Source organism: Elongatibacter sediminis (assembly GCF_037892215.1).
Classification (GTDB): domain Bacteria; phylum Pseudomonadota; class Gammaproteobacteria; order Xanthomonadales; family SZUA-36; genus Elongatibacter; species Elongatibacter sediminis.
Genome location: NZ_JAZHOG010000003.1, coordinates 317,514 through 341,943, shown reverse-complemented (window position 1 = coordinate 341,943; position 24,430 = coordinate 317,514). Strand labels below are relative to the sequence as shown.

Annotated in this window: 26 protein-coding genes and 1 tRNA gene; 15 read left to right on the top strand and 12 right to left on the bottom strand. The window is 65.0% G+C overall.

The features are described from left to right. The first annotated feature begins 100 nt into the window (after nucleotides 1–100). Genes V3330_RS06365 through V3330_RS06350 form a run of 4 tightly spaced genes read left to right on the top strand, consistent with a single transcriptional unit; the run spans nucleotide 101 to nucleotide 4,756 of the window. Nucleotides 101–1,117, top strand: a complete 1,017-nt coding sequence (locus tag V3330_RS06365; RefSeq protein WP_354694554.1) for a 3-oxoacyl-ACP synthase III — start codon at nucleotides 101–103, stop codon at nucleotides 1,115–1,117. Between the two features lie 17 nt (nucleotides 1,118–1,134). Next, complete coding sequence (locus V3330_RS06360) at nucleotides 1,135–2,061, top strand: alpha/beta fold hydrolase (protein ID WP_354694553.1); 927 nt, start codon at nucleotides 1,135–1,137, stop codon at nucleotides 2,059–2,061. Continuing rightward, on the top strand, nucleotides 2,042–3,745 hold the full coding sequence (locus tag V3330_RS06355) for a fatty acid CoA ligase family protein (protein WP_354694552.1): 1,704 nt from the start codon (nucleotides 2,042–2,044) through the stop codon (nucleotides 3,743–3,745). The genes V3330_RS06360 and V3330_RS06355 overlap by 20 nt, the downstream gene beginning before the upstream one ends. Continuing rightward, complete coding sequence (locus V3330_RS06350; RefSeq protein ID WP_354694551.1) at nucleotides 3,746–4,756, top strand: NAD-dependent epimerase/dehydratase family protein; 1,011 nt, start codon at nucleotides 3,746–3,748, stop codon at nucleotides 4,754–4,756. Here V3330_RS06350 and V3330_RS06345 read toward each other — a convergent pair. Next, nucleotides 4,716–5,396 carry a protein kinase domain-containing protein gene (locus V3330_RS06345; protein WP_354694550.1) on the bottom strand — a complete coding sequence of 227 codons (681 nt, stop codon included), beginning with the start codon at nucleotides 5,394–5,396 and terminating at the stop codon, nucleotides 4,716–4,718. The genes V3330_RS06350 and V3330_RS06345 overlap by 41 nt on opposite strands. 76 nt (nucleotides 5,397–5,472) lie before the next feature. On the opposite strand from V3330_RS06345, the gene V3330_RS06340 reads away from it, so the two are divergent. Both V3330_RS06340 and V3330_RS06335 read left to right on the top strand, forming a co-directional pair. Then, nucleotides 5,473–6,804: an amidohydrolase gene (locus V3330_RS06340; protein ID WP_354694549.1), complete on the top strand. Its 1,332-nt coding sequence runs from the start codon at nucleotides 5,473–5,475 to the stop codon at nucleotides 6,802–6,804. Further along, complete coding sequence (locus tag V3330_RS06335; protein ID WP_354694548.1) at nucleotides 6,801–8,099, top strand: amidohydrolase family protein; 1,299 nt, start codon at nucleotides 6,801–6,803, stop codon at nucleotides 8,097–8,099. The genes V3330_RS06340 and V3330_RS06335 overlap by 4 nt, the downstream gene beginning before the upstream one ends. Nucleotides 8,100–8,106: 7 nt before the next feature. Here the strand turns inward: V3330_RS06335 and V3330_RS06330 are convergent, their stop codons facing one another. The 5 genes from V3330_RS06330 to rsmD form a co-directional block, all read right to left on the bottom strand. Continuing rightward, nucleotides 8,107–9,405 carry an amidohydrolase gene (locus V3330_RS06330; protein WP_354694547.1) on the bottom strand — a complete coding sequence of 433 codons (1,299 nt, stop codon included), beginning with the start codon at nucleotides 9,403–9,405 and terminating at the stop codon, nucleotides 8,107–8,109. A 21-nt stretch (nucleotides 9,406–9,426) separates the two neighbouring features. Next, nucleotides 9,427–11,130, bottom strand: a complete 1,704-nt coding sequence (ggt, locus tag V3330_RS06325; RefSeq protein WP_354694546.1) for a gamma-glutamyltransferase — start codon at nucleotides 11,128–11,130, stop codon at nucleotides 9,427–9,429. Further along, entirely contained in the window at nucleotides 11,127–11,384 is a 258-nt protein-coding gene (locus V3330_RS06320; protein WP_354694545.1) for a YfhL family 4Fe-4S dicluster ferredoxin, read from the bottom strand. The genes ggt and V3330_RS06320 overlap by 4 nt, the downstream gene beginning before the upstream one ends. 25 nt (nucleotides 11,385–11,409) lie before the next feature. Continuing rightward, nucleotides 11,410–11,901, bottom strand: coding sequence for a pantetheine-phosphate adenylyltransferase (gene coaD / locus V3330_RS06315; protein ID WP_354694632.1), 492 nt, complete (start codon nucleotides 11,899–11,901; stop codon nucleotides 11,410–11,412). 225 nt (nucleotides 11,902–12,126) lie between these two features. Continuing rightward, entirely contained in the window at nucleotides 12,127–12,723 is a 597-nt protein-coding gene (gene rsmD / locus V3330_RS06310; RefSeq protein WP_354694544.1) for a 16S rRNA (guanine(966)-N(2))-methyltransferase RsmD, read from the bottom strand. Between the two features lie 94 nt (nucleotides 12,724–12,817). Here rsmD and ftsY point away from each other — a divergent pair, with 94 nt between their 5' ends. From ftsY to V3330_RS06285, 5 genes are all read left to right on the top strand, one after another. Beyond that, on the top strand, nucleotides 12,818–13,810 hold the full coding sequence (gene ftsY, locus V3330_RS06305; RefSeq protein WP_354694543.1) for a signal recognition particle-docking protein FtsY: 993 nt from the start codon (nucleotides 12,818–12,820) through the stop codon (nucleotides 13,808–13,810). Nucleotides 13,811–13,832: 22 nt separating this feature from the next. Continuing rightward, entirely contained in the window at nucleotides 13,833–14,945 is a 1,113-nt protein-coding gene (mutY, locus tag V3330_RS06300) for an A/G-specific adenine glycosylase (protein WP_354694542.1), read from the top strand. Between the two features lie 16 nt (nucleotides 14,946–14,961). Further along, complete coding sequence (locus V3330_RS06295) at nucleotides 14,962–15,234, top strand: oxidative damage protection protein (protein ID WP_354694541.1); 273 nt, start codon at nucleotides 14,962–14,964, stop codon at nucleotides 15,232–15,234. A 10-nt stretch (nucleotides 15,235–15,244) separates the two neighbouring features. Next, nucleotides 15,245–16,162, top strand: a complete 918-nt coding sequence (locus tag V3330_RS06290; RefSeq protein ID WP_354694540.1) for a helix-turn-helix domain-containing protein — start codon at nucleotides 15,245–15,247, stop codon at nucleotides 16,160–16,162. 469 nt (nucleotides 16,163–16,631) lie between these two features. Next, on the top strand, nucleotides 16,632–17,027 hold the full coding sequence (locus V3330_RS06285) for a DUF1761 domain-containing protein (protein ID WP_354694539.1): 396 nt from the start codon (nucleotides 16,632–16,634) through the stop codon (nucleotides 17,025–17,027). A gap of 75 nt (nucleotides 17,028–17,102) precedes the next feature. Here V3330_RS06285 and V3330_RS06280 read toward each other — a convergent pair whose 3' ends face one another. The 4 genes from V3330_RS06280 to V3330_RS06265 form a co-directional block, all read right to left on the bottom strand. After that, nucleotides 17,103–17,498, bottom strand: coding sequence for a hypothetical protein (locus tag V3330_RS06280; protein ID WP_354694538.1), 396 nt, complete (start codon nucleotides 17,496–17,498; stop codon nucleotides 17,103–17,105). Nucleotides 17,499–17,740: 242 nt separating this feature from the next. Continuing rightward, nucleotides 17,741–18,334, bottom strand: a complete 594-nt coding sequence (locus V3330_RS06275) for a superoxide dismutase (RefSeq protein ID WP_354694537.1) — start codon at nucleotides 18,332–18,334, stop codon at nucleotides 17,741–17,743. 268 nt (nucleotides 18,335–18,602) lie between these two features. Continuing rightward, entirely contained in the window at nucleotides 18,603–19,340 is a 738-nt protein-coding gene (locus tag V3330_RS06270; protein ID WP_354694536.1) for an RES family NAD+ phosphorylase, read from the bottom strand. Further along, complete coding sequence (locus tag V3330_RS06265) at nucleotides 19,340–19,741, bottom strand: antitoxin Xre/MbcA/ParS toxin-binding domain-containing protein (RefSeq protein WP_354694535.1); 402 nt, start codon at nucleotides 19,739–19,741, stop codon at nucleotides 19,340–19,342. The genes V3330_RS06270 and V3330_RS06265 overlap by 1 nt, the downstream gene beginning before the upstream one ends. A 203-nt stretch (nucleotides 19,742–19,944) precedes the next feature. Between V3330_RS06265 and V3330_RS06260 the strand changes: the two genes are divergently transcribed. Continuing rightward, nucleotides 19,945–20,020, top strand: a tRNA-Phe gene (locus V3330_RS06260). Between the two features lie 176 nt (nucleotides 20,021–20,196). On the opposite strand, the gene can is transcribed toward V3330_RS06260, so the two are convergent. Beyond that, nucleotides 20,197–20,841: a carbonate dehydratase gene (can, locus tag V3330_RS06255; RefSeq protein ID WP_354694534.1), complete on the bottom strand. Its 645-nt coding sequence runs from the start codon at nucleotides 20,839–20,841 to the stop codon at nucleotides 20,197–20,199. Nucleotides 20,842–21,027: 186 nt separating this feature from the next. Continuing rightward, complete coding sequence (locus V3330_RS06250) at nucleotides 21,028–21,450, bottom strand: MerR family transcriptional regulator (protein WP_354694533.1); 423 nt, start codon at nucleotides 21,448–21,450, stop codon at nucleotides 21,028–21,030. A 90-nt stretch (nucleotides 21,451–21,540) separates the two neighbouring features. Here V3330_RS06250 and V3330_RS06245 point away from each other — a divergent pair, with 90 nt between their 5' ends. The 3 genes from V3330_RS06245 to V3330_RS06235 are packed head-to-tail and all read left to right on the top strand — an operon-like array spanning nucleotide 21,541 to nucleotide 24,427. Continuing rightward, on the top strand, nucleotides 21,541–22,179 hold the full coding sequence (locus tag V3330_RS06245) for a cation efflux transmembrane domain-containing protein (RefSeq protein WP_354694532.1): 639 nt from the start codon (nucleotides 21,541–21,543) through the stop codon (nucleotides 22,177–22,179). Continuing rightward, nucleotides 22,173–23,408: a TolC family protein gene (locus tag V3330_RS06240; RefSeq protein WP_354694531.1), complete on the top strand. Its 1,236-nt coding sequence runs from the start codon at nucleotides 22,173–22,175 to the stop codon at nucleotides 23,406–23,408. Before V3330_RS06245 ends, V3330_RS06240 begins: the two co-directional genes overlap by 7 nt. After that, nucleotides 23,405–24,427, top strand: coding sequence for an efflux RND transporter periplasmic adaptor subunit (locus tag V3330_RS06235; RefSeq protein WP_354694530.1), 1,023 nt, complete (start codon nucleotides 23,405–23,407; stop codon nucleotides 24,425–24,427). Before V3330_RS06240 ends, V3330_RS06235 begins: the two co-directional genes overlap by 4 nt. The last annotated feature ends 3 nt before the right edge of the window (nucleotides 24,428–24,430 follow it).

Genomic DNA, 24,430 nt, shown 5'->3' with positions numbered 1-24,430 from the left:
GGCAAGTGTAGCCCAGCAATCGTCGCGTTTGAACGCCGCACTGCTGAATGCACACCCAAGCAGCTATAATAAAAGGTCTGATCCCTTCCGATGATCCCCCATGAACTTCAAGAACGTCGTGATACAGGCCATTGCAGCGGTCGAACCCCCCATTCGCGTCACCTCGGCCGAAATATCGCTGCGCCTGGCACCGACCCTGGAACGCCTCGGAATTCGTGGCGACCTGCTGGAAGAGATTTCCGGCATTACCGCCCGCCGATTCTGGCCAGATGGCACCCAGCCGTCCGACGCGGCCACCCAGGCGGCGGAGAAAGTGCTGCGCCAGGCAGGCATAGACCGCGACCGGGTCGGTGTGCTGATCAATACCTCGGTTTGCCGGGACTACCTGGAACCCTCCACCGCCTGCATCGTGCACGGCAACCTGGGCCTTGGCGATGACTGCCTGAATTTCGACGTCGGAAACGCCTGCCTGGCGTTCATGAACGGCATGGACATCGCCGCGCGCATGCTGGAGCGGGACGAGGTCGACTACGCCCTCATCGTGGACGGTGAATCCAGCGGGCCGATCACCGAAGCGACCATCGAGCGCATGCTCGACCCGTCGATGAGCGAAGAACAGTTTCGCGCCGAGTTCGCCTCGCTGACCCTGGGCTCGGGCTCGGCGGCCATGCTGATGGCGCGCGAAACCGTCGCTCCGGACGGCCATCGCTATCGCGGCAGCATCACGCGCAGCGCCACCCAGTTCAATTCGCTGTGCCGCGGTCAGATGGACCGCATGGTCACCGACACCAAGGTGCTGCTCGGCGAGGGCCTGAAACTGGCGACCGGAACGTTCCGCGCCGCATGCAGCGCCCTCGGCTGGGTCGCCTCCGAACTCGACCAGTTCGTAATCCACCAGGTCAGCAAGGTACACACCGAATCGCTGGTCAAGCTGCTGGGACTCGACCCCGAAAAGGTGCATGCGATCTATCCGGAAATGGGTAACGTGGGTCCGGCTTCGGTTCCCATCGTGCTCGCCCGCGCATTCGAGAGCGGGCGCCTCAACAAGGGCGACCGGGTGGCGCTGCTCGGCATCGGCTCCGGCCTGAATTGCTCGATGGCCGAGATCGTCTGGTAAGCCGCGGGAGGGCGCCGGTGAGTCAGCCCTGGTCACCACCGCCGGATCTGTATCCGTTCGACAGCCACTGGCTGCAGCGCCCGGCGGGCCGCATGCACTACCTGGACGAGGGGCCCGCGGATGCACCGCCCGTGCTGATGCTGCACGGCAACCCGACCTGGTCGTTCTATTACCGCAAGCTGGTGCTCGGCTTGCGCGGCACCCACCGCTGCATTGTCCCGGATCACCTCGGTTGCGGGCTGTCCGACAAGCCCCCGGCCTCCGCCTACGATTACAGGCTCGCCAGCCGCATCGACGACCTGGATACACTGATCCGCCACGTGGCCCCGGACCGGCCCCTGACCCTGGTCGTGCACGACTGGGGCGGCATGATCGGATTCGCATGGGCCGTTCGAAATCCCCACCGAATCGCCCGGCTGGTCATCCTCAACACGGCGGCTTTTCCCCTGCCGGAAGACAAACCCATGCCGTGGGCCCTGTCACTGGTGCGCAACACGCGCCTCGGAGCCTGGCTGGTGCTGCGCATGAATGCCTTCGCGGGTTCCGCGGCCCGGGTGGCCTTCAAAAAACCCGTCGACCCGCGAGTCCGGTCGGCCTACGTCGGACCCTACGACACCCCGGCCAATCGCATCGCCACCCTGCGTTTCGTGCAGGACATCCCGCTGGCTGAATCCGACCCGGGTTTTGACATTTTGACCGAGACGGCGGAGCATCTGGGTCAGTTCGCGGATCGACCCTGCCTCATTGCCTGGGGCGGCAGGGATTTCGTCTTCGACCGCAGTTTTCTGCGGCGCTGGCGCGAAATCTACCCGCACGCCAGGCTGGAGTCGCTGGATGACTGCGGTCACTATGTGCTCGAAGACGGGGGTGAGGGATTGGTTCGCACGCTATGCGACTTTATCGACGTCAAGGATGATTCGAACCATGGACACAACGGTGAATGACGCGGCGGCAACCCGGCCCTGGAATACGGGTTCCGTATGCAACGTCGCGGGCGCCCTGGCCTGGCAGGCCAGCCAGCAGCCCGCCGCCATCGCGATGCATTACCCCCATCGAAATACGCTGGGGCGGGTTTCCGGTTACCGGTCGTGCACCTATCGCGAACTGAACGATCTGGCCAACGCCTACGCCGGCGGTCTCGAAGCGCTCGGCATTACAGCCGGCACCCGAACCGCGCTGATGCTGCGACCCGGGCTGAATTTCGTCGCGGTTTTCTTCGCCCTGTTCAAGGCCGGCGCCGTGCCGGTTCTGATCGATCCCGGAATCGACCGGAAATCCCTGAAACAGTGTCTTGGCGAAGCCGCGCCCGAAGCCTTCATCGGTGTGACCCGGGCGCAGTTCGCGCGGCGTTTCCTGGGTTGGGCCAGGAACAGCCTGGAGATTCTGGTCACCGATGGCTGGGCACCCGGTACGGGTGGCACTCCGCTGAAGAAACTGGCCCGCACCGATACCGTCGTCGAGCCCGTGCAACACCCCACCCAGGCCGATGACCTCGCGGCCATCCTGTTCACTTCGGGCAGCACCGGAGCACCCAAGGGCGTGGTCTACCGGCACCGGCATTTCGTGGCCCAGGTGGAAATGCTGCGCGACACGTTCGCCATCGAAGAAGGCGAAGTGAGCCTGCAGACTTTTCCGCCGTTCGCGTTGTTCGACCCGGCCCTGGGCATGACCACGGTCATACCGGACATGGACCCCACCCGGCCCGCCGAGGCCGATCCCGCGGCGCTTGTCGAACTGATCGAAAAACACGAGGTCACCACCGTGTTCGGTTCGCCGGCACTGCTCGATACCCTGAGCCGGCACACCGAGCAGACCGGTCACCGCATGTGGAGCATACGCCGCGTGATTTCCGCCGGCGCCGCCGTGCCGCTGCGGGTGATCCGCCGGCTGGAAGGCTCGCTGGCCAACGACACCCTGATACACACGCCTTACGGTGCGACCGAATGCCTGCCGGTGAGCAACGTCACCAACCAGGAACTCGATGCCCGAGTCCAGGATCTGACCGAATCCGGCGAAGGATTTCTGGTGGGCCAGCCCGTGACCGGCAACGAGGTCCGTGTGATCCGGATCACCGACGACGCAATCGACGACATCGACGATGCGACTCCCATGCCACCGGGCATGCCGGGCGAAATCATCGTGCGCGGACCGAGCTGTACCGATACGTACTGGGCGCGCGACACCGATACGGCACTCGGCAGAATTCCCGACGGTAGCGGCGGCTTCTGGCACCGCATGGGTGATGTCGGCATTCTCGATGGTCAGGGCCGCCTGTGGTACTGCGGCCGGGTCGCTCAGCGGATCGAAACCGGCAAGGAAACCCTGTTCGCCGAACAATGCGAGGGCGTGTTCAATCAGCATCCCGACGCCGCGCGCACCGCGGTGGTCGGCGTGGGTCCACGGGGAAGACAGATTCCGGTGCTGTGCGTGGAAGTAACAGGCAAGCTCGAACCGGTCGATCGCGAGCGCGTGCATTACGATCTGCTGCAACTGGCGCAGGCCCACCCACTCACGCGCAGCGTGCGCACGGTACTGTTCCACCCGGGTTTTCCCGTCGACATCCGACACAACGCGAAGATCGGCCGCGAGGAACTCGCCCGTTGGGCAGCCGGCCAAATGCAGACCTGAATGAGAGTGCTGGTAACCGGCGGCGGTGGCTTTCTGGGCTCTGCCATCTGCCGCCAGTTGCTGCAGCGTGACTTTCGAACAGTCGCGTTCCAGCGCAGCGAGGCGGACGGACTCGCTGCGGCCGGCGTCGAAGTGAGAAGGGGTGATATCACCGATCCCGATGCACTCGGCGCGGCCGCCACCGGTTGCGACGCCATTATCCACACTGCCGGAAAAGCCGGGGTGTGGGGAGATTTCGAAGACTACCGGCGGGTGAACGTGGAGGGTACCCAGGCGGTAATCGACACCTGCCTGCAGCAACGCATTCCCATCCTGGTACACACCAGTTCACCCAGCATCGTTCATGCCGGCGACGATATCGAAGGCGCGAACGAATTCCTGCCGCTGCCCGACCATTACACGGCGCCCTACCCGGCCACCAAGGCACTGGCGGAACAAGCCGTACTCGCGGCCGACAGTGATTCGCTGGCGACCACCGCCCTGCGCCCGCACCTGATCTGGGGTCCGGACGATCCGCACATCCTGCCGCGCCTGGCGGCACGCGTGCGCCGTGGCCGGCTGGCACTGCCCGGTGCCGACAAGAAAATCGATACGGTTTACGTGGACAACGCAGCCCAGGCTCACGTCAATGCGCTGTTGAATCTCGCCGACGAACGCACCTGCGCCGGCCGCGCCTACTTCATCAGTAACGGCGAGCCGCTGCCTCAGCGCGATATCATCGCCAGGCTGCTGGCCGCGATCGGCATCGACGTGCGCATTCGGCCCGTTCCGGCCTGGGTGGCCCGCGCGGCCGGAGCAACCTGTGAATCACTGTGGCGCGCCTTCCGGATTGAGAGCGAGCCTCCGCTGACCCGCTTTTCAGCGGAGCAACTGTCCACGGCTCACTGGTTTGATATCTCGGCGGCGCGGCGGGACCTGGCCTGGCGGCCGAGCATCAGCATCGAGGAAGGCCTGCGCCGGTTGGCGGAGTTCACCGCAGCCGGTCCATCGGCCGTCCGCTCAGACGTCTGACCACGCGTTCGATCCAGCTGTAATCCAGCAGTGCGCTGTCCTCTTCCGACGCATCACGGTAAAAGCCCCGGTACTTGTGCTTGACCCAGGCGTTACGGTCCATGCGCCGCGCCGTCCGGAAGAACCAGTTGTTCACCGGATGAAAACCGGTGCGGTGGACGAACGCCGTGCCGAAGTCCACCACGCACGGCTCCCCCGACGCCGTAACCAGCAGATTGCCTTTTGACTTGAGATCACCATGGGCGACTCCGCGCGCATGAATGGCATGGAGGATTTCAAGCAGCTTTTCGAACCACGCCTCGCGATCATCCAGGGTCGCCTCGCGGTAGGACGTACCGGCAACGTATTCGAGCAGCAGGTAGCGCCGGTCGATCATGCCGTAGCAGGCAGGAACACCGACGACGCCCTCCAGGCGCCGGTACGCGGCATACTCCCGCAACAGGGTCTGGCGCCGGGCGCGCAATACCACGCCGCGCCCCATCGCGGTCTTGACGATCAGCGGCCTGGGTCCCTGCTGGTACAGCAGAATGGTGCCCTGGTTGCTGCGCGCCAGAACATGCTCGCCGTGACACAGGCTGTGCCCGATCCAGCTGCGCAGTTCGTCCACCCCTGGCAGGTCCATCCCCTGAAGCGCTTTCATGTTGCGATGATAGCCGTTCTGCTAGACTTCCGCTCCTATGGCCTGCGTGCGTTTCATTGTCCTTCTAACCGCACTCGTGTGCAGTACGCTGCTGCGCGCGGAGGCGCCGTATCCTTCGACCTACCAACCGTTGCCGTCGCAATCCCTGCTCATCACCAATGCGACCGTCCTGACCGGAACCGGGGATCGACTGGACCAGGCCAGCGTGCTGCTGGCCGACGGCCGAATCCAGGCGGTTTCCAGCCGCGCCATCCGCGCGCCGGGTGACGCCAACCGCCTCGATGCCGAAGGCCGCTGGGTCACGCCGGGGCTGATCGACGTGCATTCCCACCTGGGTGTATACGCCAGCCCGGGCATCGCGGCGCATTCGGACGGCAACGAGGCGACATCCCCGACAACGGCGCACGTCTGGGCCGAGCACGGTATCTGGCCCCAGGACCCGGGATTCAACCGGGCCCGGGCCGGCGGGGTGACAACCCTGCAGGTTCTTCCGGGCTCGGCCAATCTGATCGGCGGTCGGGGCGTTACGCTGAAGAACGTGCCCGCGGTCAGCTACCAGGCCATGAAGTTTCCGGGCGCGCCGCACGGACTGAAAATGGCCTGCGGCGAAAACCCCAAGCGAGTCTATGGCCAGCGCAACCAGGAACCTTCGACCCGGATGGGCAATGTGGCGGGCTTTCGTGCCCGGTGGATCGAGGCACAGAAATACCTCGACGACTGGGCCCGTTACGAACAGCGTGTCGCCGACGGTGAGACCGGCCTGGACGCGCCGGCGCGTGACCTGCGTCTGGAGACCCTGGCCGGCGTGCTGCGCGGGGAAATCCTGGTGCACAACCATTGCTATCGCGCCGACGAAATGATGACCATGCTGGACGTGGCCGCCGAGTTCGGATACTCCATCAGCGCCTTCCACCACGGCGTGGAAGCCTACAAGATCGCCGACGAACTCGCCGCCGCCGGCGTGTGCGGCGCGTTGTGGGCGGACTGGTGGGGGTTCAAGGCCGAAGCCTACGACGGCATTCCCGAGAACATCGCACTGGTCGACCGCCCCGAAGGCAGTTGCGCCATCGTCCATTCCGATTCCAGCGAGGGCATTCAGCGGCTCAATCAGGAAGCCGCCAAGGCCATGGCGCGCGGCCGCGCGGCCGGCATGAACATCCCACCGGAACAGGCCATTCGCTGGCTGACCGCCAATGCCGCCCGGTCGCTGGGCATCCTCGACCGGACCGGCACCCTGGAGCCCGGCAAGATGGCCGATGTGGTTATCTGGAACGGCAATCCGTTCAGTGTTTACGCGAAAGCCGACCAGGTATTCATCGACGGCGCGCTGATTTTCGATCGCGCGGATCTCGAACGGCAGCCGCTCTCGGATTTCGAACTGGGCCAGTCGCTGGGAGACCGGCCATGAGGCGATGGCCCGTCCGCACCCTTCTGGCCAGCGCCGTCGGCGTGCTGTGGCTGTTGCCGGCCGCCTCGGCGGTGCGGGCGCAAACCCTGTTCATCCACGATGCCACCGTGTATACGATGAGCACGCCGCCCGTGGTGCAGGAAGCCGACATCGTCGTTCTGGACGGCCGCGTTTCCGCGGTCGGCCACGGCCTGGAAGCACCAGACAACGCGACCGTGATCGAAGCCAACCGGCGCCCGGTCACACCCGCGCTCTTTGCCGGCATCACCGCCCTGGGACTGACCGAGCTCTCCGGCGAGGCCACCACCGTTGACCAGACCCTGCAGCCACCCGCGCCACCACCGCTCGACCGGCTGGCCCCACGACCCGAATTCGACGTAACGCCAGCCTACAATCCCGACTCTACGGCCATCCCGGTCACCCGCATCGAAGGCTACGGATGGACCCTGCTCGGTGCCGGGCGCGGCGGCGGGTTCATCGGCGGCCAGGGCCGTGCCGTATCGTTGGACGGCGCGTACGATTCCTTCCTGTCCGAACCCGTGCTGTTCATCGGCATCGGCGCATCGACCAGCGCGCTGACCGGCCAGTCGCGCGCGGCCCAGTACATGTTGCTGGAGCAGGCCGTGGCGGAATCCCGGGACACCGGAGCCTCGCAGCCCGGGGCATTGCTCACTCCGCTGGGGCGGCAGGCCATCGCCCGCTTCGCAGAATCCGGGCACGTCGTTTTCTCGTCGGACCGCGCGAGCGATATCCTGCAGATCATCCGTTTGGCCGAGCGCAACGGCTGGCGCGCGGTGATCAGCGGCGGAGCCGAGGCCTGGAAGGTCGCCGACACACTGGCCGAGGCGGGTGTGCCGGTACTGGTGGATCCGCTGCGCAACCTGCCCGGCGATTTCGATCAGATCGGCGCCCGGCTGGACAACGCGGCCATTCTGCATGAAGCCGGGGTCACCGTGAGTTTCACCGGAGGCGAAGAGGCACCACACAATGCCCGCAAGCTGCGTCAGGCCGCCGGCGTGGCCGTGGCCAACGGATTGCCGCACGAGGTCGGCGTGGCCGGCCTGACATCGGCTCCCGCCGCGATTTTCGGCTTGCCCGACGGTCACGGTACCGTCACGCCCGGCGCGCCCGCCAATCTGGTGCTGTGGACCGGCGATCCGCTGGAAGTGACCACCCTGGCCGAAACCGTGATCCTGAATGGCCGGCGCATCCCGATGGTGTCCCGCCAGACCCTGCTGCGCGACCGCTACCTGCCGGCCGATTCCGACCGTCCGCGGGCCTATATCCGGCCCTGACCCCGGGTCAGTCGCCCTGCCCCTCCAGATAATCCACCACCAGGTGCGCGAAGGCGCGCACGCCCACCTCCATGTTCGGCTCGTGGGTCGTGAACAGCGGCGAGTGATTGGACGGCTGCGTGGCGGGATCGACGCCGGGCGGTGAGTTGCCGAGAAAAATGAACACGCCAGGCGTCTCGTTGGCGAAGAAGGAGAAGTCTTCGGCCACGGTTTGTGGATTCAGTGAATTCACCGGGGCGACGCGCTCCAGGGTCGGCATCATCCGCGCCACCAGGTCGGCATCGTTGACCACCGGTGGGTAGCCGTAGTCGATCTCGAATTCGATCTCCGCGCCGGCGCTTTCCGCGATACCACGGGCGGTGCGTTCCATGGCTGCGTGAATGTCCTCGCGCATGGCCTGATCGAAGGTCCGGATCGTGCCTTCCAGTTCAACCGAATCGGGAATCACATTGTTGCGGATGCCCCCGGTGATGCGGCCGACGCTGATGATCGACGGCGCCTGGGTGACGTCGACCTGGCGGCTGGCGATGGTCTGCAGCCCGAGTACGATCTGCGAAGCGACGACGATCGGGTCGACTCCGTTCCAGGGGCGCGCGCCGTGGGTCTGTTTGCCCAGCACGCGAATTTCGTAACGGTCGGAAGCCGCCATCAGCGGACCGGGTTTGACCGACAATTCGCCGCCCGGCTGGTTGATGCCGACGTGAATGCCGAACACGGCCTCGGGCTTGCGCTCGTCCCAGATGCCCTCCTTGAGCATCAGTTCGGCGCCGCCTTCCTCACCCGCAGGCGCGCCTTCCTCGGCCGGCTGGAAAATCAGCATCACCGAACCGGGCAGCTCGTCACGCACCGCGAGCAGCACCTGCGCCGCACCCAGCAACATCGCCATGTGCGCATCGTGCCCGCAGGCATGCATGACACCGACCTCCTGGCCGTTGTACTCAGCGCGTTGCTTCGAAGCGAAAGGCAAGCCGGTTTCCTCGGTCACGGGCAAGCCGTCCATGTCCGTGCGAATCGCCACCATCGGTCCCGGTTTGCCGCCCTCGATCACGGCCGTGATCCCCGTATGCGCGATCCCTGTCTTCGGCTCCAGCCCCATGCCACGCAGAATCTCCGCGACACGCTCGGCGGTGTTGACCTCGCGGTTGCTCAGCTCGGGATGTTCGTGGAACCAGCGCCGCCATTGGACCACCTGGTCCTGCGCGTCGGCGGCCAGCCGGTCCAGCTCGTCCGGCTCGATGGCCTGGGCCGGCACGACCGTGGCGGCGAGCAACAGGGTGAAGGCCTGCAAGGCAAAGGTATTCCTCATGTCGTCTCTCCTATCGAACGCCTATTTGACGATGGCGCGGCCCGACGGCCCGCGCGGGTCGGAACCCGCACTCAACTCGCCGTTCTGCAGATCCCACATCACTCCGTGCATGTTGCCCCAGGTGTCGCGCACCTGCACATCGTGACCCAACGCTTTGAGGGCCTCGATTTCCTCGGCAGTGAACGTGGCCTCTTCGGCCGAAATCTGGTCGGGCTCGTACTGGTGGTGAAAACGCGGCAGCGACACCCAGGATTCGGGTTCGTTGCCGCGCATGAAGTCGAGAATGCCCAGCAAGACCATCGTGATGATGCGGCTACCGCCCGGGGTGCCGAGCACGGCGCGGCGGTCCTCGCCGAGAATGAACGTCGGACTCATGCTCGACAGCGGCCGTTTATAGGGCTGAATCTCATTGGCCGCGAAACCGATCAGGCCGAACGCATTGGGTACGCCCGGCTTGGCCGAGAAATCGTCCATTTCGTTGTTGACCAGAAAACCGGTGCCCGGCGCCATGAACGCCGAGCCGAACGGCAGATTCACGGTCAGGGTGGCCGCGACCATGTTGCCCTCGGAATCGATCAACGAGAAATGGGTGGTGTCGGTGCCCTCGGTGAGCTGCACGTTGCCGGGCAACATGCTGCTCGGCGTCGCCCGGTCCGGCCGGATGGAAGCACGCAGCCCGTCGGCGTAATGCTGGCTGGTCAGCATGTCCACCGGTACCTCGGTGAAATCGGGATCACCCAGGTAAATGGCCCGGTCACGGTAGGCACGGCGCATCGCCTCGGCGATCAGGTGGGTGCGGGTCACCCTGGGCAGGTCATTGATCGGCCACGCCTCGAGAATGTTCAGCATTTCGGCGATGGCGATGCCACCGGACGACGGCGGCGGCGCGGTGACCAGTTCGTAGTCTCCGTAATCGGTGCGGATCGGCTCGCGTTCCTTCACCCGGTAGGCCTGCAGGTCTTCCAGGGTCCAGATACCGCCGGCATCGCGCACCCCTTTGACAATGCGCTCCGCCACCTCGCCGCTGTAAAAGCCCTCCGCGCCTTTCTCGGCGACCTGTTCCAGCACCCAGGCCAGATCCGGCTGCCGAATGACATGCCCGACAGGTGGGATCGAGCCGCCCGGAAGAAACACCTCGGACGCGGCCGGCCAGCGTTTCATCGTGACCGCCCGCCACATCAGCATGCGGTGGAACTTCTCGTCGATCGGAAAGCCTTCCCGCGCCAGCCGGATGGCCGGCTGCAGGCTGGCGGAAAGGGGCAGGCGCCCGTAATTCTCAGCCAGGTGCTCCAGGCCGGCGATCTCCCCCGGGATGGCGCCCGCCAGCGGCCCGTTGACCGCAAGGTCACGATTCACGTTGCCTTCTTCAGCCAGGTACATGTCGCGGTGCGCGGCCGCCGGTGCCTGTTCCCGCGCATCCACCATCACCTGGTGGCCGTCGCTGGCGCGGTGCAGCAACCAGAAGGCACCCCCGCCGATGCCCGAACTGGTGGGTTCGACCACGGCCAGCGCCGCGCTCACCGCGATCGCGGCATCAAACGCGTTACCGCCCTGTTCCAGGATTTCATGACCGGCTTCGGTGGCCAGATAATGTGCGCTGGCAATCGCCGCCTTGCCCGGCCCCGGTTGGCCGTGGGCGAGGGTAGCGACCAGCACCAGCAATCCGGTGAGCAGGCGAACCCATTTGCGCGCGCGAGCGACGGGCCTGTATTCAGGTTCGCTCAAACCGTGGCTCCGGCAATCAGACGCTCGTATTTCTTCCATAATTCGTCCTGGGTTTCGGGGTGGTTATCGTCTTTGGGAATGCATTCGACGGGACACACCTCAACACACTGCGGCGTGTCGAAATGACCGACGCACTCGGTGCACTTGGCGGGATCGATAACGTAGTATTCCACGCCCTGCGAAATCGCCTCGTTCGGGCACTCGGGCTCGCAGACATCACAGTTGATGCATTCCTCGGTAATCTTCAGTGCCACGTGATTTCTCCCGGCCGCGCCGGTCTCAGCTCATTTCGCCGAAGCGCTGACCGAGGGCCTGCCTGACCCGGGCACCGACGAACTCGGACACATCGCCGTTCAGGCGTGCGATTTCCTTGACCAGCGACGAGGAGATGAAGCCATAGCGTTCGTCCGGCGTCATGAACAGGGTTTCGACCTCGGGCGCGAGATGCCGGTTCATGCTGGCCAACTGAAATTCGTACTCGAAATCCGACACCGCCCGCAGCCCGCGCACGATGACCCCGGCTCCGCATTGCTGCACGAATTCCACCAGCAGGTTGCTGAATCCGACCACCTCCACGTTTCCGACATCACTGAGTTCCTCGCGCGCCAGCGCGATGCGCTCGTCAAGCGCGAACATGGGAGCCTTGTGAGGACTCTCGGCGATGGCGACCACCACGCGCTCGAAAACCCGTGCGGCGCGCGTTACAAGATCGGTGTGCCCCTTGGTGATGGGGTCGAAAGTGCCCGGATAAACCGCGGATTTGTGCGAAATCATGAAATGAAGCCCGGTGCGGGTAAAACCCACATTCTAGCTGATGTGCCCCGGTGTTTTTACCGTCCGCATGCGCACGGCCGGAGTCCGGGAAGGATGCCGCGCGGAATAAAAAAAACGGGCGACCCGAAGGCCGCCCGTCAGCAGGGACTGAGGAGTCTTCTGACAGGTTTCGCAACCTGCGATGATGTGACCCGGGCGACCCGAAAAGACTTACAGAAAATTTCAGATTTTTTGCAGCAACTGCATTCGCACCTCACCCAGCACCTTCTCCCGCACCACCTCCCAGCCCCGGGGCAAGCCCTGCAGGCCCGCATCACGGGCGGTCTCCAGGTAGACGAGGCCACCCGTTCGCAAGGCCGGGCAAGTCCGCAGGGCTTCCAGCACGGGTCTCGCCAATCCGGCGCCGAAGGGCGGATCCGCGAACACGATGTCGAGCGACCCGGCTGCCCGGTTCTTTAGCCAGGCCAGGGCGTCTCCCTCGCTGACCTCGACCCGCGACTGCGCATCGAGCGCCGCAACACTTCCACTCAGAACGCGGACAGCGTCCCGGTCCTGCTCAATCAACACGGCGCCCGCGGCGCCCCGTGAGACCGCCTCGAAGCCCAGCACGCCGGTACCGGCAAACAGGTCGGCCACTCGCGCGCCGGGCAGTTCCGCCTGCAGCCAGTTGAACAGGGTCTCGCGGCTGCGGTCTCCCGACGGCCGCAGCCCGGGAACGTCGGCGACCGGCAGTCTGCGGCCGCGCCAGCTTCCACCGATGATCCGCACCATGCCGGACTTGCCGCTCCGGCCCCGCGCCTTCGACTGTTTCCGGCTCACTGCCCCATTTCCGCTTCGCTCCGGTGACTTTTGATGCCCGCGCATCGACCCCACCTGCTAGCATACCGTCCCGGCTTCAGACGATCTCGCTCTCATGTTCCGTATCTTCCGCAAAAACAGGAAAACTCCCGGCGCCGTGGAAGGCGTTCAGCTTCGTCCGGCGGAAAAGGCCGGCGAAGAAGCGCTGGACCAGCGGCTGGAGGACACCCGCCGTCAACTCGGCAACCGCCTGCGTGGCCTGTTCTCCGGGCGCACCGAAATCGACCAGGCCCTGCTGGAGGAGATCGAGGACACCCTGATCACTTCCGACATCGGCGCGCAGACCGCCATCGACATTGTCGAGAACCTGCGCACGGCGGTTGCCAACGGCGTCATCACGGACCCCGCCGGACTGCTGCCCGCCGTGCAGGCCGAACTGTTCGAACTCATCGAGCCCTGCGAGGAGTTTCTGGTGGTCGACGAGTCGAAGAAGCCGTTCGTCATCCTGATGGTGGGGGTGAACGGGGCCGGCAAGACAACCACCATCGGCAAGCTGGCCCAGCGTTACAAGGAAGACGGACTCCAGGTCATGCTGGCCGCTGGCGACACCTTTCGTGCAGCGGCGGTGGAGCAGTTGAAATCCTGGGGCGAGCGCAACGAGGTGCCGGTGATCGCCCAGGGCACGGGTGCCGACTCGGCGGCGGTGATCTTCGATGCCATTTCGGCCGCCCGTGCACGCGGTATCGATGTGCTGATTGCCGACACCGCCGGCCGCCTGCACACGCAGTCGAACCTGATGGAAGAATTGAAGAAGATTCACCGGGTGATCCGCAGGCAGGACGAAGCGGCACCCCACGAGGTGATGCTGGTGGTCGACGCCAACACCGGCCAGAACGCTCTGAACCAGGCCCGGCAGTTCAATGAGGCCATCGGGCTGACCGGCGTCACCGTGACCAAGCTCGACGGCACCGCCCGGGGCGGCGTGCTGTTCGCCATCGCCTCGGACCTGAAACTGCCGATTCGATTCATCGGCGTCGGTGAAGCCGCCAAGGATCTGCGCCCGTTCGACGCGGGCGCTTTCGTCAACGCCATTCTGCCGATCGACTGATGATTTCATCGCCGGCGCTTCCATGAGTTCCCGCCAGGCACGCCACACCGCCGGATGCCGCGAGCCATTCGCGTCGCGGCTGCTGGCCTGGTGGGAACGTCACGGCCGCCACGACCTGCCCTGGCAGCACCCGCGCACGCCCTACCGGGTCTGGGTTTCCGAGATCATGCTGCAGCAGACCCAGGTGGCGACAGTTATCCCTTACTTCGAACGCTGGATGGAGCGCTTCCCCGCCCTGCCCGATCTGGCCGGCGCTGCGCTGGACGATGTGCTGTCCCACTGGTCGGGCCTGGGCTATTACGCACGCGCCCGCAACCTGCACAAGGCGGCAGTGAACTGCATGGCTCAATTCGGTGGTGAGCTTCCAACGACTCCGGAGCAATTGCAGGAATTGCCCGGCATCGGCGCCAGCACCGCCAACGCCATCGTCTCGCAATCGCAGGATGTACCGGCCGCCGTACTCGACGGCAACGTGCGCCGCGTGCTGGCGCGTCACGCCTGTGTCGAGGAATGGACCGGATCCACCGCCGCCCAGAAAACTCTCTGGGCCGAAGCTGAAAAACGCCTGCCCAACCGTCGCGGCGCGGATTACACCCAGGCCGTGATGGACCTGGGCGCCATCGTGTGCACACGCTCCCGCCCGGCCTGTGGCGACTGCCCGGTCAACGGCGACTGCCGGGCCCTCGCCGCGAATGCCGTCAACCGCCTGCCCGCTCCGAAGCCCGCGACGCGGGTGAGAGAACGTACGATTTACCTGCTGGTGCTGCTGGACCGGGCCGGGCACGTGCTGCTCGAGCGCCGGCCGCCGGCCGGCATCTGGGGTGGGTTGTGGTCGCTGCCGGAGGCGGATACGAGCGAAGGATTCACCGACACGCTGGGCATCCGGATCGACGAGGACAACCTGCTCGCGCCCCGGGAGCATCGCCTCAGCCATCGCAAATTGTCCCTTCATCCCGTCCTTGCCCACACCGGCCAGCCGGGACAGGTAAAATGTTCGGCGCAACAGGACTGGTTCCCGCTGGCCGGTTTCGCCACCGGCGGGCCCGATCAACCGGGGCTGCCGCGCCCGGTGGCGGACCTGCTGCGGGAAATCGCCCTGCAACGGGCGGACACCAGGACCGCCGGAACCGAATGACCCACGGAGTGAATGCATGACGCGCACAGTGCACTGCCAACTGCTCGACGAGGAACTGGACGGCCTGGCCTTTCAGCCCTGGCCGGGCGAGCTCGGCAAGCGTATTTTCGAGAACATTTCACAAAAAGGCTGGCAGCAATGGCTGGAACTGCAGACCATGCTGATCAACGAAAACCGCCTCTCGCCCCTGAACCCGGACCACCGCGCCTACCTGGAGCGGGAAATGGAAAAGTACTTCTTCGGCGGCGGCGCCGAGAAACCGGCCGGCTACGTACCGCCCGAGGATTGAGTACGCGCTCATGCATCTGGCGGGCAGACTGTTCCGGTTTCGGACGCCCGGCCAGACCTTTTCGCGCGCCTGCCGCGACCTGTCGTTTGAAACGCCACAGGGGCTTTGGAACCAGATCGAAGCCCGGCCCGCGCCCGACCTGGCCGACGCCATCGAATGCTACTGGGAAGGCTGGGGCGACATCCCGCCGCTGAAGGAGAAAATCCTTCCGCGCACCAACATCGAATTGATGTTCAACCTCCAGGGGCGGCACAGCGTTCTGGAACTGGACGGCAAACCGCTCGGCTCCAACCACACCGGCGGCTGGCTGTCCGGCCTGCAGCGCCGCCACATGCTGATCGAGACCCACGAGGGCTCCCATTTCGTGGCGGTCCGACTGCGGCCCTGGGGCGCCTGGCGGCTGCTGCGTCAGCCGATGAAGGACGTTAGCTGCCGGGTTCCGCTGCTGGACGACATCTGGGGCGACTCCATCCACGAACTCACCGCACGGCTGCACGAGTTACCCAATCCTTTCGCCCGATTCGATCTGCTGGAAGACCACTTTCGCCGCCGGCTGGACTCGCGCGCCAGGCCCGATCCGGGCGTCATCCATGCCGTGGAGCGGCTGCACCACAGCATCGGCATGCAGCGCATCGAGTCCCTGTGCCGCGAGCTGGGTACCAGCCGCGCCACGCTCAGCCGCAGGTTCAACGAACAGGTCGGCCTCACGCCCAAGACCTATTCCCGGGTGGTTCGCATCTCGTCACTGATGGCCCGGCTCGGCAACCGGCAACCCGAAGACTGGGCCATGCTGGCCGCTGAATTCGGCTATCACGACCAGGCCCACCTGAATCACGACTTCCGTGATTTCTGTGGCACGACGCCGGGGGAATACCTCAAACGCGCCGCCCCCGGTGGTGGCGCGACCATCGAGAACCCACCGACCTGATCGGCCGGTAACCCTCAACTCCCAACTCCGATCTCCCGCAGCAATCCATTACTGAGACCTGCCAGCTTCCTCACCACGCCGTCATTTCACGCACCGACCCACTTCATCACCTCGTCATTCCGGGCCACCGATCCACTCCACCACGCCGTCATTCCGGGCCACCGATCCGCTCCACCACGCCGTCATTCCGGGCCACCGATCCACTCCACCACCCCGTCATTCCGCGCCACCGATCCGCTCCACCACGCCGTCATTCCAGGCCACCGATCCGCTCCACCACGCCGTCATTCCGGGGCGCCGATCCGCTCCACCACGCCGTCATTCCGGGGCGCCGATCCGCTCCACCACGCCGTCATTCCGGGGCGCCGCCAGGCGAACCCGGAATCCATCCTGCAACATTTCTACAAGACGCGCCCCGCCCCTGGAACTAAAGTAAACAGCGAACCCACACGAAAGGAGGACAAAAACCATGCCCCCCGTAGACTGGATCGCATCCCTAGTCGCCGCCGTCTCCGCCTTCGTTCTCGGCGGCCTGTGGTACTCCCCCGCCCTGTTCGCCAAAGCCTGGCAGCAAGACACCGGCCTGTCGGACGAACAGCTCAATGCAGCCAGCAAGGGTAAAATCTTCGGCGGCGCGTTCTTGCTGTGCTTCCTGGGCGCGATCGTCTTTTCGATGTTCCTGGGGCCCGACCCGTCCGTGGCCTTCGGCGTAGGCGCAGGCGCGGCGGCAGGCATTTTCTGGGTGGCCGGCTCCTTCGGCGTGAACTACCTGTTCGAACTCAAGCCGGTGCGGTTGTGGCTGATCAACGGCGGGTACCACGCCATCCAGTTCACCCTTTACGGGCTGGTACTCGGCCTGATGTGAAACCTGTGCCGGTGTGGCGAACGCGTGCTCGAGGCTCGCCTCACCCGCTAACCGCTCCTGCGTCCGCGGGGGCGGTTACTGTTCGATCGCCGCCACCCAGTCGCGGATCAGCTTGCGGCCCCTGGGGGTCAGATGCACCCGCTTGATACGCAGGTTCATCGGATCGGTGCGCAGTTCCAGCAGCCCCGGCCCCGTGGTCTTGCGCGTGGTGAAGGCCGACAGGTCCGCCAGGTTGCGGGACAGGGCCGTGATCGATGTGGAATCGAGCTGTTCCAGCAATTCGCGCTGGCTCATGCCCTCATTGAAGTAGACGTTGATCAGGATCAGCAGCCGCTGGGCGCTGATGTCGGGGTTCAGTCGGGCCCGCGCGAAGCGCAGCGCACGGTCGAGTTGCTCGAGCCGCGGCCGGGCGGCACCCGTGCGGGCACGGCCGTCATCCGAACCGTCTTCGTCGCCTGCGGGGTGCTTCAACTGTGCTCCCTCCGGACGTGAATATTCATGATAGCTGCAACAATTGCGATCGCGCAATTAAATGACTTCAAGCCTCCCGCCCCATAAACGGCAGGGTGCGAAGGAGGCGAAGAATGATTCCCGCGGGGGCGCGTGCCCCCGCGGGCGTGATCCGGAAAAGACATCAGCCGTGCCGGGCACGGGTGAACCGGATCGTTCCAGTCCGCCCGGGACGAAGGATCATCACCGGGCGGACAGCGGGCTTACTTGAGGTTGCCGCCCGCGAATTCCCAGTTGACCAGGTGGTCGAGGAAGGTATCGACATAACCGCCGCGATCGTTCTGGTAATCCAGGTAGTAGGCATGCTCCCACACGTCCAGGGTCAGCAGCGGCTGTGCTTCGCCGGTCAGCGGCGTCTCCGCATTGGCCGTGGTGACAATCGCCAGTGAGCCGTCTTTTTCCTGTACCAGCCAGGCCCAGCCACTGCCGAACTGCCCGACCGCGGCTTCCTTGAAGCGCTTGCGGAAGGTATCGACATCACCGAAGCTGCCATTGATCCGCTCGAGCAGCGCGCCCGACGGTTCGCCGCCGCCGTCCGGTGCCATGCTTTTCCACAGGAAGTCATGGTTCCAGGCCTGGGCCGCGTTATTGAACACACCCGAGTCACCGGCCTGGGCCGAACGCCTGATCACGTCTTCCAGGGAGGCGCCGGCGTAGTCCGTGCCTTCGACGGCCGCATTCAGTTTGTCCACGTAGGCGCGGTGATGCTTGCCCCAGTGAAATTCGAAAGTACGCGCGGAAACGTGCGGCTCGAGCGCGTCCAGCTTGTAGGGTAATCCGGGTAGTTCAAAGCTCATGATGGCTCTCCTTGCTGATGCAGTATTCAGATGCAGGGTTGAAAGGGTAATTCGGTGCGGATATCAATCAGGTTCGTGGACTTTAAAGCGTTATACGCGAGCCGATGTCAGGACCTCGTGAATGCCTCGTCGACAACGATGGCCGGCAGCGCCGGATCGGATTGGGCGGCCCGGAGCATGGCCCGTGCGGGCCGGGGCTCGCGTGTGCAGAAATTCATTTGATCTATGCTAACGTAATTATTGCGGTAACGCAAAGGTTACACTTGCATTACAAGCCGGAATAGCGCTGCACTTTCAGCACATCGGTGACGGTGTGACCATCCCAGACGAAATCAAAGTGGGGTCCCTGGGTGACGGGTGCAACCAGTTTCGGACGAAAAATTCCAACGCAGCTGCCACCGGGCCGCCGCACACTGGGATAAACCAGCCCCCCACTACCGCGTGAACGCAGTTCACGGGCCAGGGACTGGCCGGCGCCATAGCGCTCCGGATCCGGGTCGAACACGTCTTCCGCCCGCGACTTCCAGCCGTGCACCGCACCCAGCCCGCGCAGATCGTGCAGTTCCGCGCGAATGCGAGCGTAGTAGGCGCGCATGCCAATACGCATGGGCGCCTCGGACGAGTAAGCCAGAAAGCGCTCCCGGTGGTAGCGGCTTTCCGCCAGCGCGGTATCCAGGTCATTGGCGGCGTAATAAACACCGAAACTGCCGTCCGAAAAACGGCTGCCTTCGCGGTTCGGGTGTGTAAACGCCGCCATGATGGGCGTGGTGCCGGGGCCGCTGACTCGCTCGCCGAGCGGAACCAGCCGGATATCGCCGGCTTCGTCTCGCAGACGGTCGTTGGTCAGCGCCTCGACCGCGAAAACGTCATCCAGATCGGCCGGATCCGCGACCCGATCGAACACGCCGACCGGAGGGAATCGGCTCGGCACCACACGCACCGAGCGCTTCCAGTCGATGCTCGCCAATGGGGGCTCGTAGAACCGCCGGGCGGCAGCCCTGGTCATCAGGCCGTGCCGCGCTGACCGTCGAGCCAGCGCCGGACCTCGTAAAGGTCCGCGACATGCCCGCCCAGAATCCGCTGCAGCGGAGTCGCGCCGCCAAACAGTGGCGCCGCATTGGGGCGGCGAATCCAGCTGTCCGCGGCCCGCGCATCGGGCAGCAGAATCTGCAATGCCTTGTAGATCCCCAGAATGTATGAAAGCCGCTCCAGCAGATCAGCCGAATGAGAGCGCTCCGCCGCATCGGGATCGGCTTTCCACCGATGCACCGTCGGCTGCGACACGCCGAGCAGGCGCCCCCAGTCCTTAACCGGAATCGCCCAGGCCTGCAGGATATTGAACACCGCCCGCAAGGCGGGGGCGATTCGTATATCGGACGTTTCCGCTGAAACCGCCTGACCTCGCATTATCCACTCATATACTATTTATTTACTGTAATACTATCATATGAAATCCCTAAGGCCCAAACAGGTCTCCCACGGCGCAATCCATCCGAAACCGCACCCGAAAACCAAAGCGGAAGACCCGCCCTCGGGGCGCAGCCGGCCAACCCTGGGATTTGTTGACTTGGCGCGCCCCAGCGGGTTTAATACCCGGCCTCACCCCGCGTGGCCAGGTAGCTCAGTTGGTAGAGCAGCGGATTGAAAATCCGCGTGTCGGTGGTTCGATTCCGCCCCTGGCCACCATTTTGGTGGGCTTCCACCCCACCAAAACGATGACCACGGGGGGATCACCACTCGCTAGCCGTGCGAGCGGCCTCTGCTTCAGCACTTCGGATCGGGTTTCGTCCATCCCATAGATCAGCGGCAAACCGCCGATCCGGGTTCGATTCCGCCCCTGGCCAGCACATGTCCTCGCCAGGCTACGAGTCTTTGCTGGTTACGACCCGATAGGCTTCGTCGATTTCGGCTGGATTGGTCGTTGTAACACCGAGGTCCCGGATCAGACCGTCCTGGACGGCGTAGATCCATCCGTGCACCGACAATTCCTGGCCCCGCTCCCAGGCCTCTTGCACGACCGTTGTGTGACACACGTTGCGTACCTGCTCGATCACGTTGAGTTCACACAACCGGTCCGCGCGGGCACTCTCATCGGCGATTGCGGACAGGATCGCGTCGTGCTTTTGCCTCACATCGCGGATATGCCTCAGCCAGTTGTCGATCAATCCGAGGTGGTTGTTTTCTCCCGCTGCCTTGACCCCGCCGCAGCCGTAATGCCCGCAAACGATCACGTGCTTCACTTTCAGTACGTCGACAGCGAACTCGAGGACACTCAGGCAATTGAAGTCGCTGTGCACGACCACGTTGGCGATGTTGCGATGCACGAAGACTTCGCCGGGTTCGAGACCGACAATCTGATTGGCGGGGACCCGGCTGTCGGAACAACCGATCCAGAGAAATTGGGGCTTTTGATGGTCAGCGAGCCGCGCAAAATAGCCGGCGTCCCGCTCGACCATATCCTGCGCCCAGCGGCGGTTGTTCTCAATCAACTCAGGCAGAATTCTCATCGCCTTCGAAACTCCTCGCACCCATTGCCAGCCATCGGTTCATTCTCTCAATTCGCAGTATCCCGGGCAAACCCGGATGGACTTATTTCCGGGGAAGAATCGCTCTCATCCCACCGCAGGATGGTGACGGCCTGAGCGGCGGGGTAACCGTTCAAGCCCTGTTCACACTCACCGCAACGCGATCCTTCACAACGTCGCCCTGCCCGGCCCCGACAGCGATTCGATGATCCGGCAGCAACCGATGACGCCACCACCCTGGCACGACGCGCCGAGTTGCTCCAGTTCGGATTCCAGCGCACGCAGGCGGCGAATTCGACCACGCACCGCTTCGAGTTGCTCGGCGACCTTGGCATCCACTTCTTCGCACGACGCATCGCTGCGATCGGCCAGGGTCAGCAGGCTGCGGATGTCCTCCAGCGAAAAACCCAGCCGCCGGCTGCGGCGGATGAACAACAGCCGGTCGCGGTCGGCGTCGCTGAACAACCGGTAACCACCGGGCGTGCGCGCCGGGGCCGGCAGCAGCCCCTCCTTTTCGTAGTAGCGGATAGTAACGGCCTTGGTGCCGGTGGCGCGCGCCAGTTGTCCAATGGTGTGTCGTGAGGTTTTCATGATGTTCGTGCGGCCGTGCCGCGTTTGACCCTATAGCCACTATAGGGTTGATCATAACGGCAATACCCGCTGCGGGCGAACCATGAATTCATGGATCATTGCTGCCATCACGCGCCAACCGAACTCAACGCCTTGCGCGAGCGACACCGCCGCGTTCTCTGGGCGGTACTGCTGATCAACGCGGTGATGTTCGTGGCTGAATTCGTCAGCGGCTGGCTGGCGCACTCGACGGCGTTGCTGGGAGATTCGCTCGACATGCTGGGCGATGCGTCCATCTACGCCGTCACCCTGGTCGCACTCCACGGCTCCGTCCGCACCCGGGCGGGCATCGCGCTGCTCAAGGGCATCGCAATGATGGCACTGGGACTGCTCGTACTCGTCAAGGCGGTTCACGCGAGCCTGTCGGGTACCCTCCCTTGGGCGGGATGGATGGGCCTCGTCGCCAGCGCCGCGCTGGTGGCGAACTCAGTGTGTTTCGGTCTGCTGTACCGTCACCGAGCGGATGACCTGAACATGCGTTCGACATGGTTGTGCTCGCGCAATGATCTCGTCGCCAACCTCGGCGTCATTGTGGCCGCCGCGCTGGTCATGCTCACACAAACACGCTGGCCCGACATCGTCGTGGGTGTGGCCATCGCGCTGCTCTTCCTGTTATCCGCACGGCAGGTCCTGTCCGAAGCCTGGCGGGATTTCCGGGCGCCCCCTTCGGAGCAAGCCGGCTCATGTTGAGATTCCTCATTGTCTGCTTTGCACTGACGGCACCCTGGTCCGCCCTGGCCGCCACACTGACTCTGGAAGATGCGCTCGAGCGCGCCCTGACCTCCCATCCCGACCTGCAGAGCCGGCAAGCCGAGACCGACGCCCTGGCCGCCGACCGCGACCACCGGGCACTGCCGACGCACTGGTCGGCCGGCGTGGAATACGAATCGGCGCCCGCACCCGGTGGCGGGTCCGGTCTCGATGACGGCGAGTTGACACTGCGCCTCTCGCGGCTGATCGAGCGCGGCGGCAAGCGCGACCTGCGCCAGGCGGCGGGTCAGGCGCGGGTGGATTACGCGGCGCTGGAAATGCGCCTGCGACGGCTTGAACTGGCTGCGGAAACCGTTCGCCGGTTCACCGCCGCAATCGCGGCCCATGACCGACTGGCGCTGGCCGGAGAACAGCTTGAACTGGCCACCCACCTGCTGCGCCAGGTGGAACACCGAGTCGCAGCCGCCCGCTCCCCGGCCGCGGAGGAATACAGCGCTCGGGCCGAACTGGGCCGGGCGCGGGCAAGCCTGGCGCATCAGGAAGGCGCTCGAGCGGCCGCATGGGCCGGATTGGCCGCGCTCTGGGGTGGAGAAGGTCCGGAAATCGACACGCTGGAAGGCGACCTGTTCGCCCTGCCGACAGTGCCGGACGCGACCGCCGTGCGCCAGTCACTGCAACGCAATCCCGATGTGTTGCGCCAGGTCGCGGCAACGGCCGTGGCCAGCGCGGAGTCCGCCCTCGCCCGCGCCACCCAAACCCCGGACATCTCGGCCTCGGCCGGGCTGCGTTACTTTGGTGAAACCGACGATGCCGGCTTCGTGCTCGAATTCAGCCTGCCGCTCGGAACCGCATCGCGGGCCGAACCTGCGGTGCGCGCCGCCGAGCAGCGCACGACGGCGTCGCACCTGGCGCAGACAGCGCGACTGCGCGAAGTGAATGGCGTGGCCATGCGCCTGCTGGCGGAACTCGAAGCCCGCCGCAACGAACTGCAGATCTACCAGGAGTCCGTCATACCCGAGGCACGGGCGGCGGTGGAAGCCTACCGCCTGGGTTTCGAAGCCGGGCGCCATTCCTTTCTCACCGTGGCCGACGCACAGCGGCGGCTCAGTGAAGCGCGCGCCCAGGCCATCGCCACGGCCGCCGCGTTTCATCGGCTGATGACCGAACTCGAACAACTGACCTATACCGTACAGGGAGAACAACCGTGAACCCATGGTTGAGAGGCTGGTGGCTGACCGTGCCCGTATTGCTCGCGGGCATCATTGTCGCGGTGGGGCTGATGGCCACCGAACCACGTGGCGCAACGGACGAACATCACGAATCATCGAGCGGGGATTCCCATGCCGAAAGCAGCCACGCGGATGAAGACCCGCATGATAAGGGACATGGTGATGGACACGAAGATGAACACGGCGCGCGAGTGACGCGTATCCGGGCGGAATCCGCCCGGCGTGCCGGAATCCGGGTCGAAACCGCCGGCCCGGCAACGCTGACCCGCACCGTCGCGCTGACCGGCACGGTGCAGGCCGACCCGAACCGACTGGCCGAAGTCCGGCCGCGCTACACCGGGCTGGTGCATACGGTGGCGGCGCGCATCGGCGACCGCGTCGCGGCCGGCGACACCCTGGCCGTGGTCGAAAGCAACGACAGCCTGCAACGATTCGAGGTGCGGGCACCGATCGGTGGCCTGGTGGTGTCTCGCGACGTGCAGGTCGGCCAGGTGGTCGGCGATGCACCGCTGTTTCGGATCGTCGATACCACCGAGGTCTGGATTCAGCTCGATGTGTTCGGGCGCGACCTCGCACGGGTCGAAGAAGGCCAGGTCGTCAACATCGAAACCATCGACGGCTACCGGCTGGAGGGTGAGATCGACTGGCTTTCACCGCTGGTCGCGCACGGCAGCCAGAGCATTCGCGCCCGGGTCATCGCGGCCAACCCGGAGGAGCGATTGCGGCCGGGTCAGTTCGTCACCGCAGACGTGGTGGTCGACCGTTTCGATGTACCGCTGGCCATCGACCGCCGCGCGATACAGACCATGGAGGACCGGCCCGTGGTTTTCGTTCGCGAGGGTGAGTCCTTCGAGGCGCGCAACCTGGAACCAGGCCGCGAAGACCCCGGGCGGGTTGAGGTTGTCTCGGGTCTCGAGGCCGGCGAGGAATACGTCGTCGAAGGCAGTTACGTAATCAAGGCGGACCTGGAGAAAGCCAGCGCCGCGCACGTGCACTGAGCC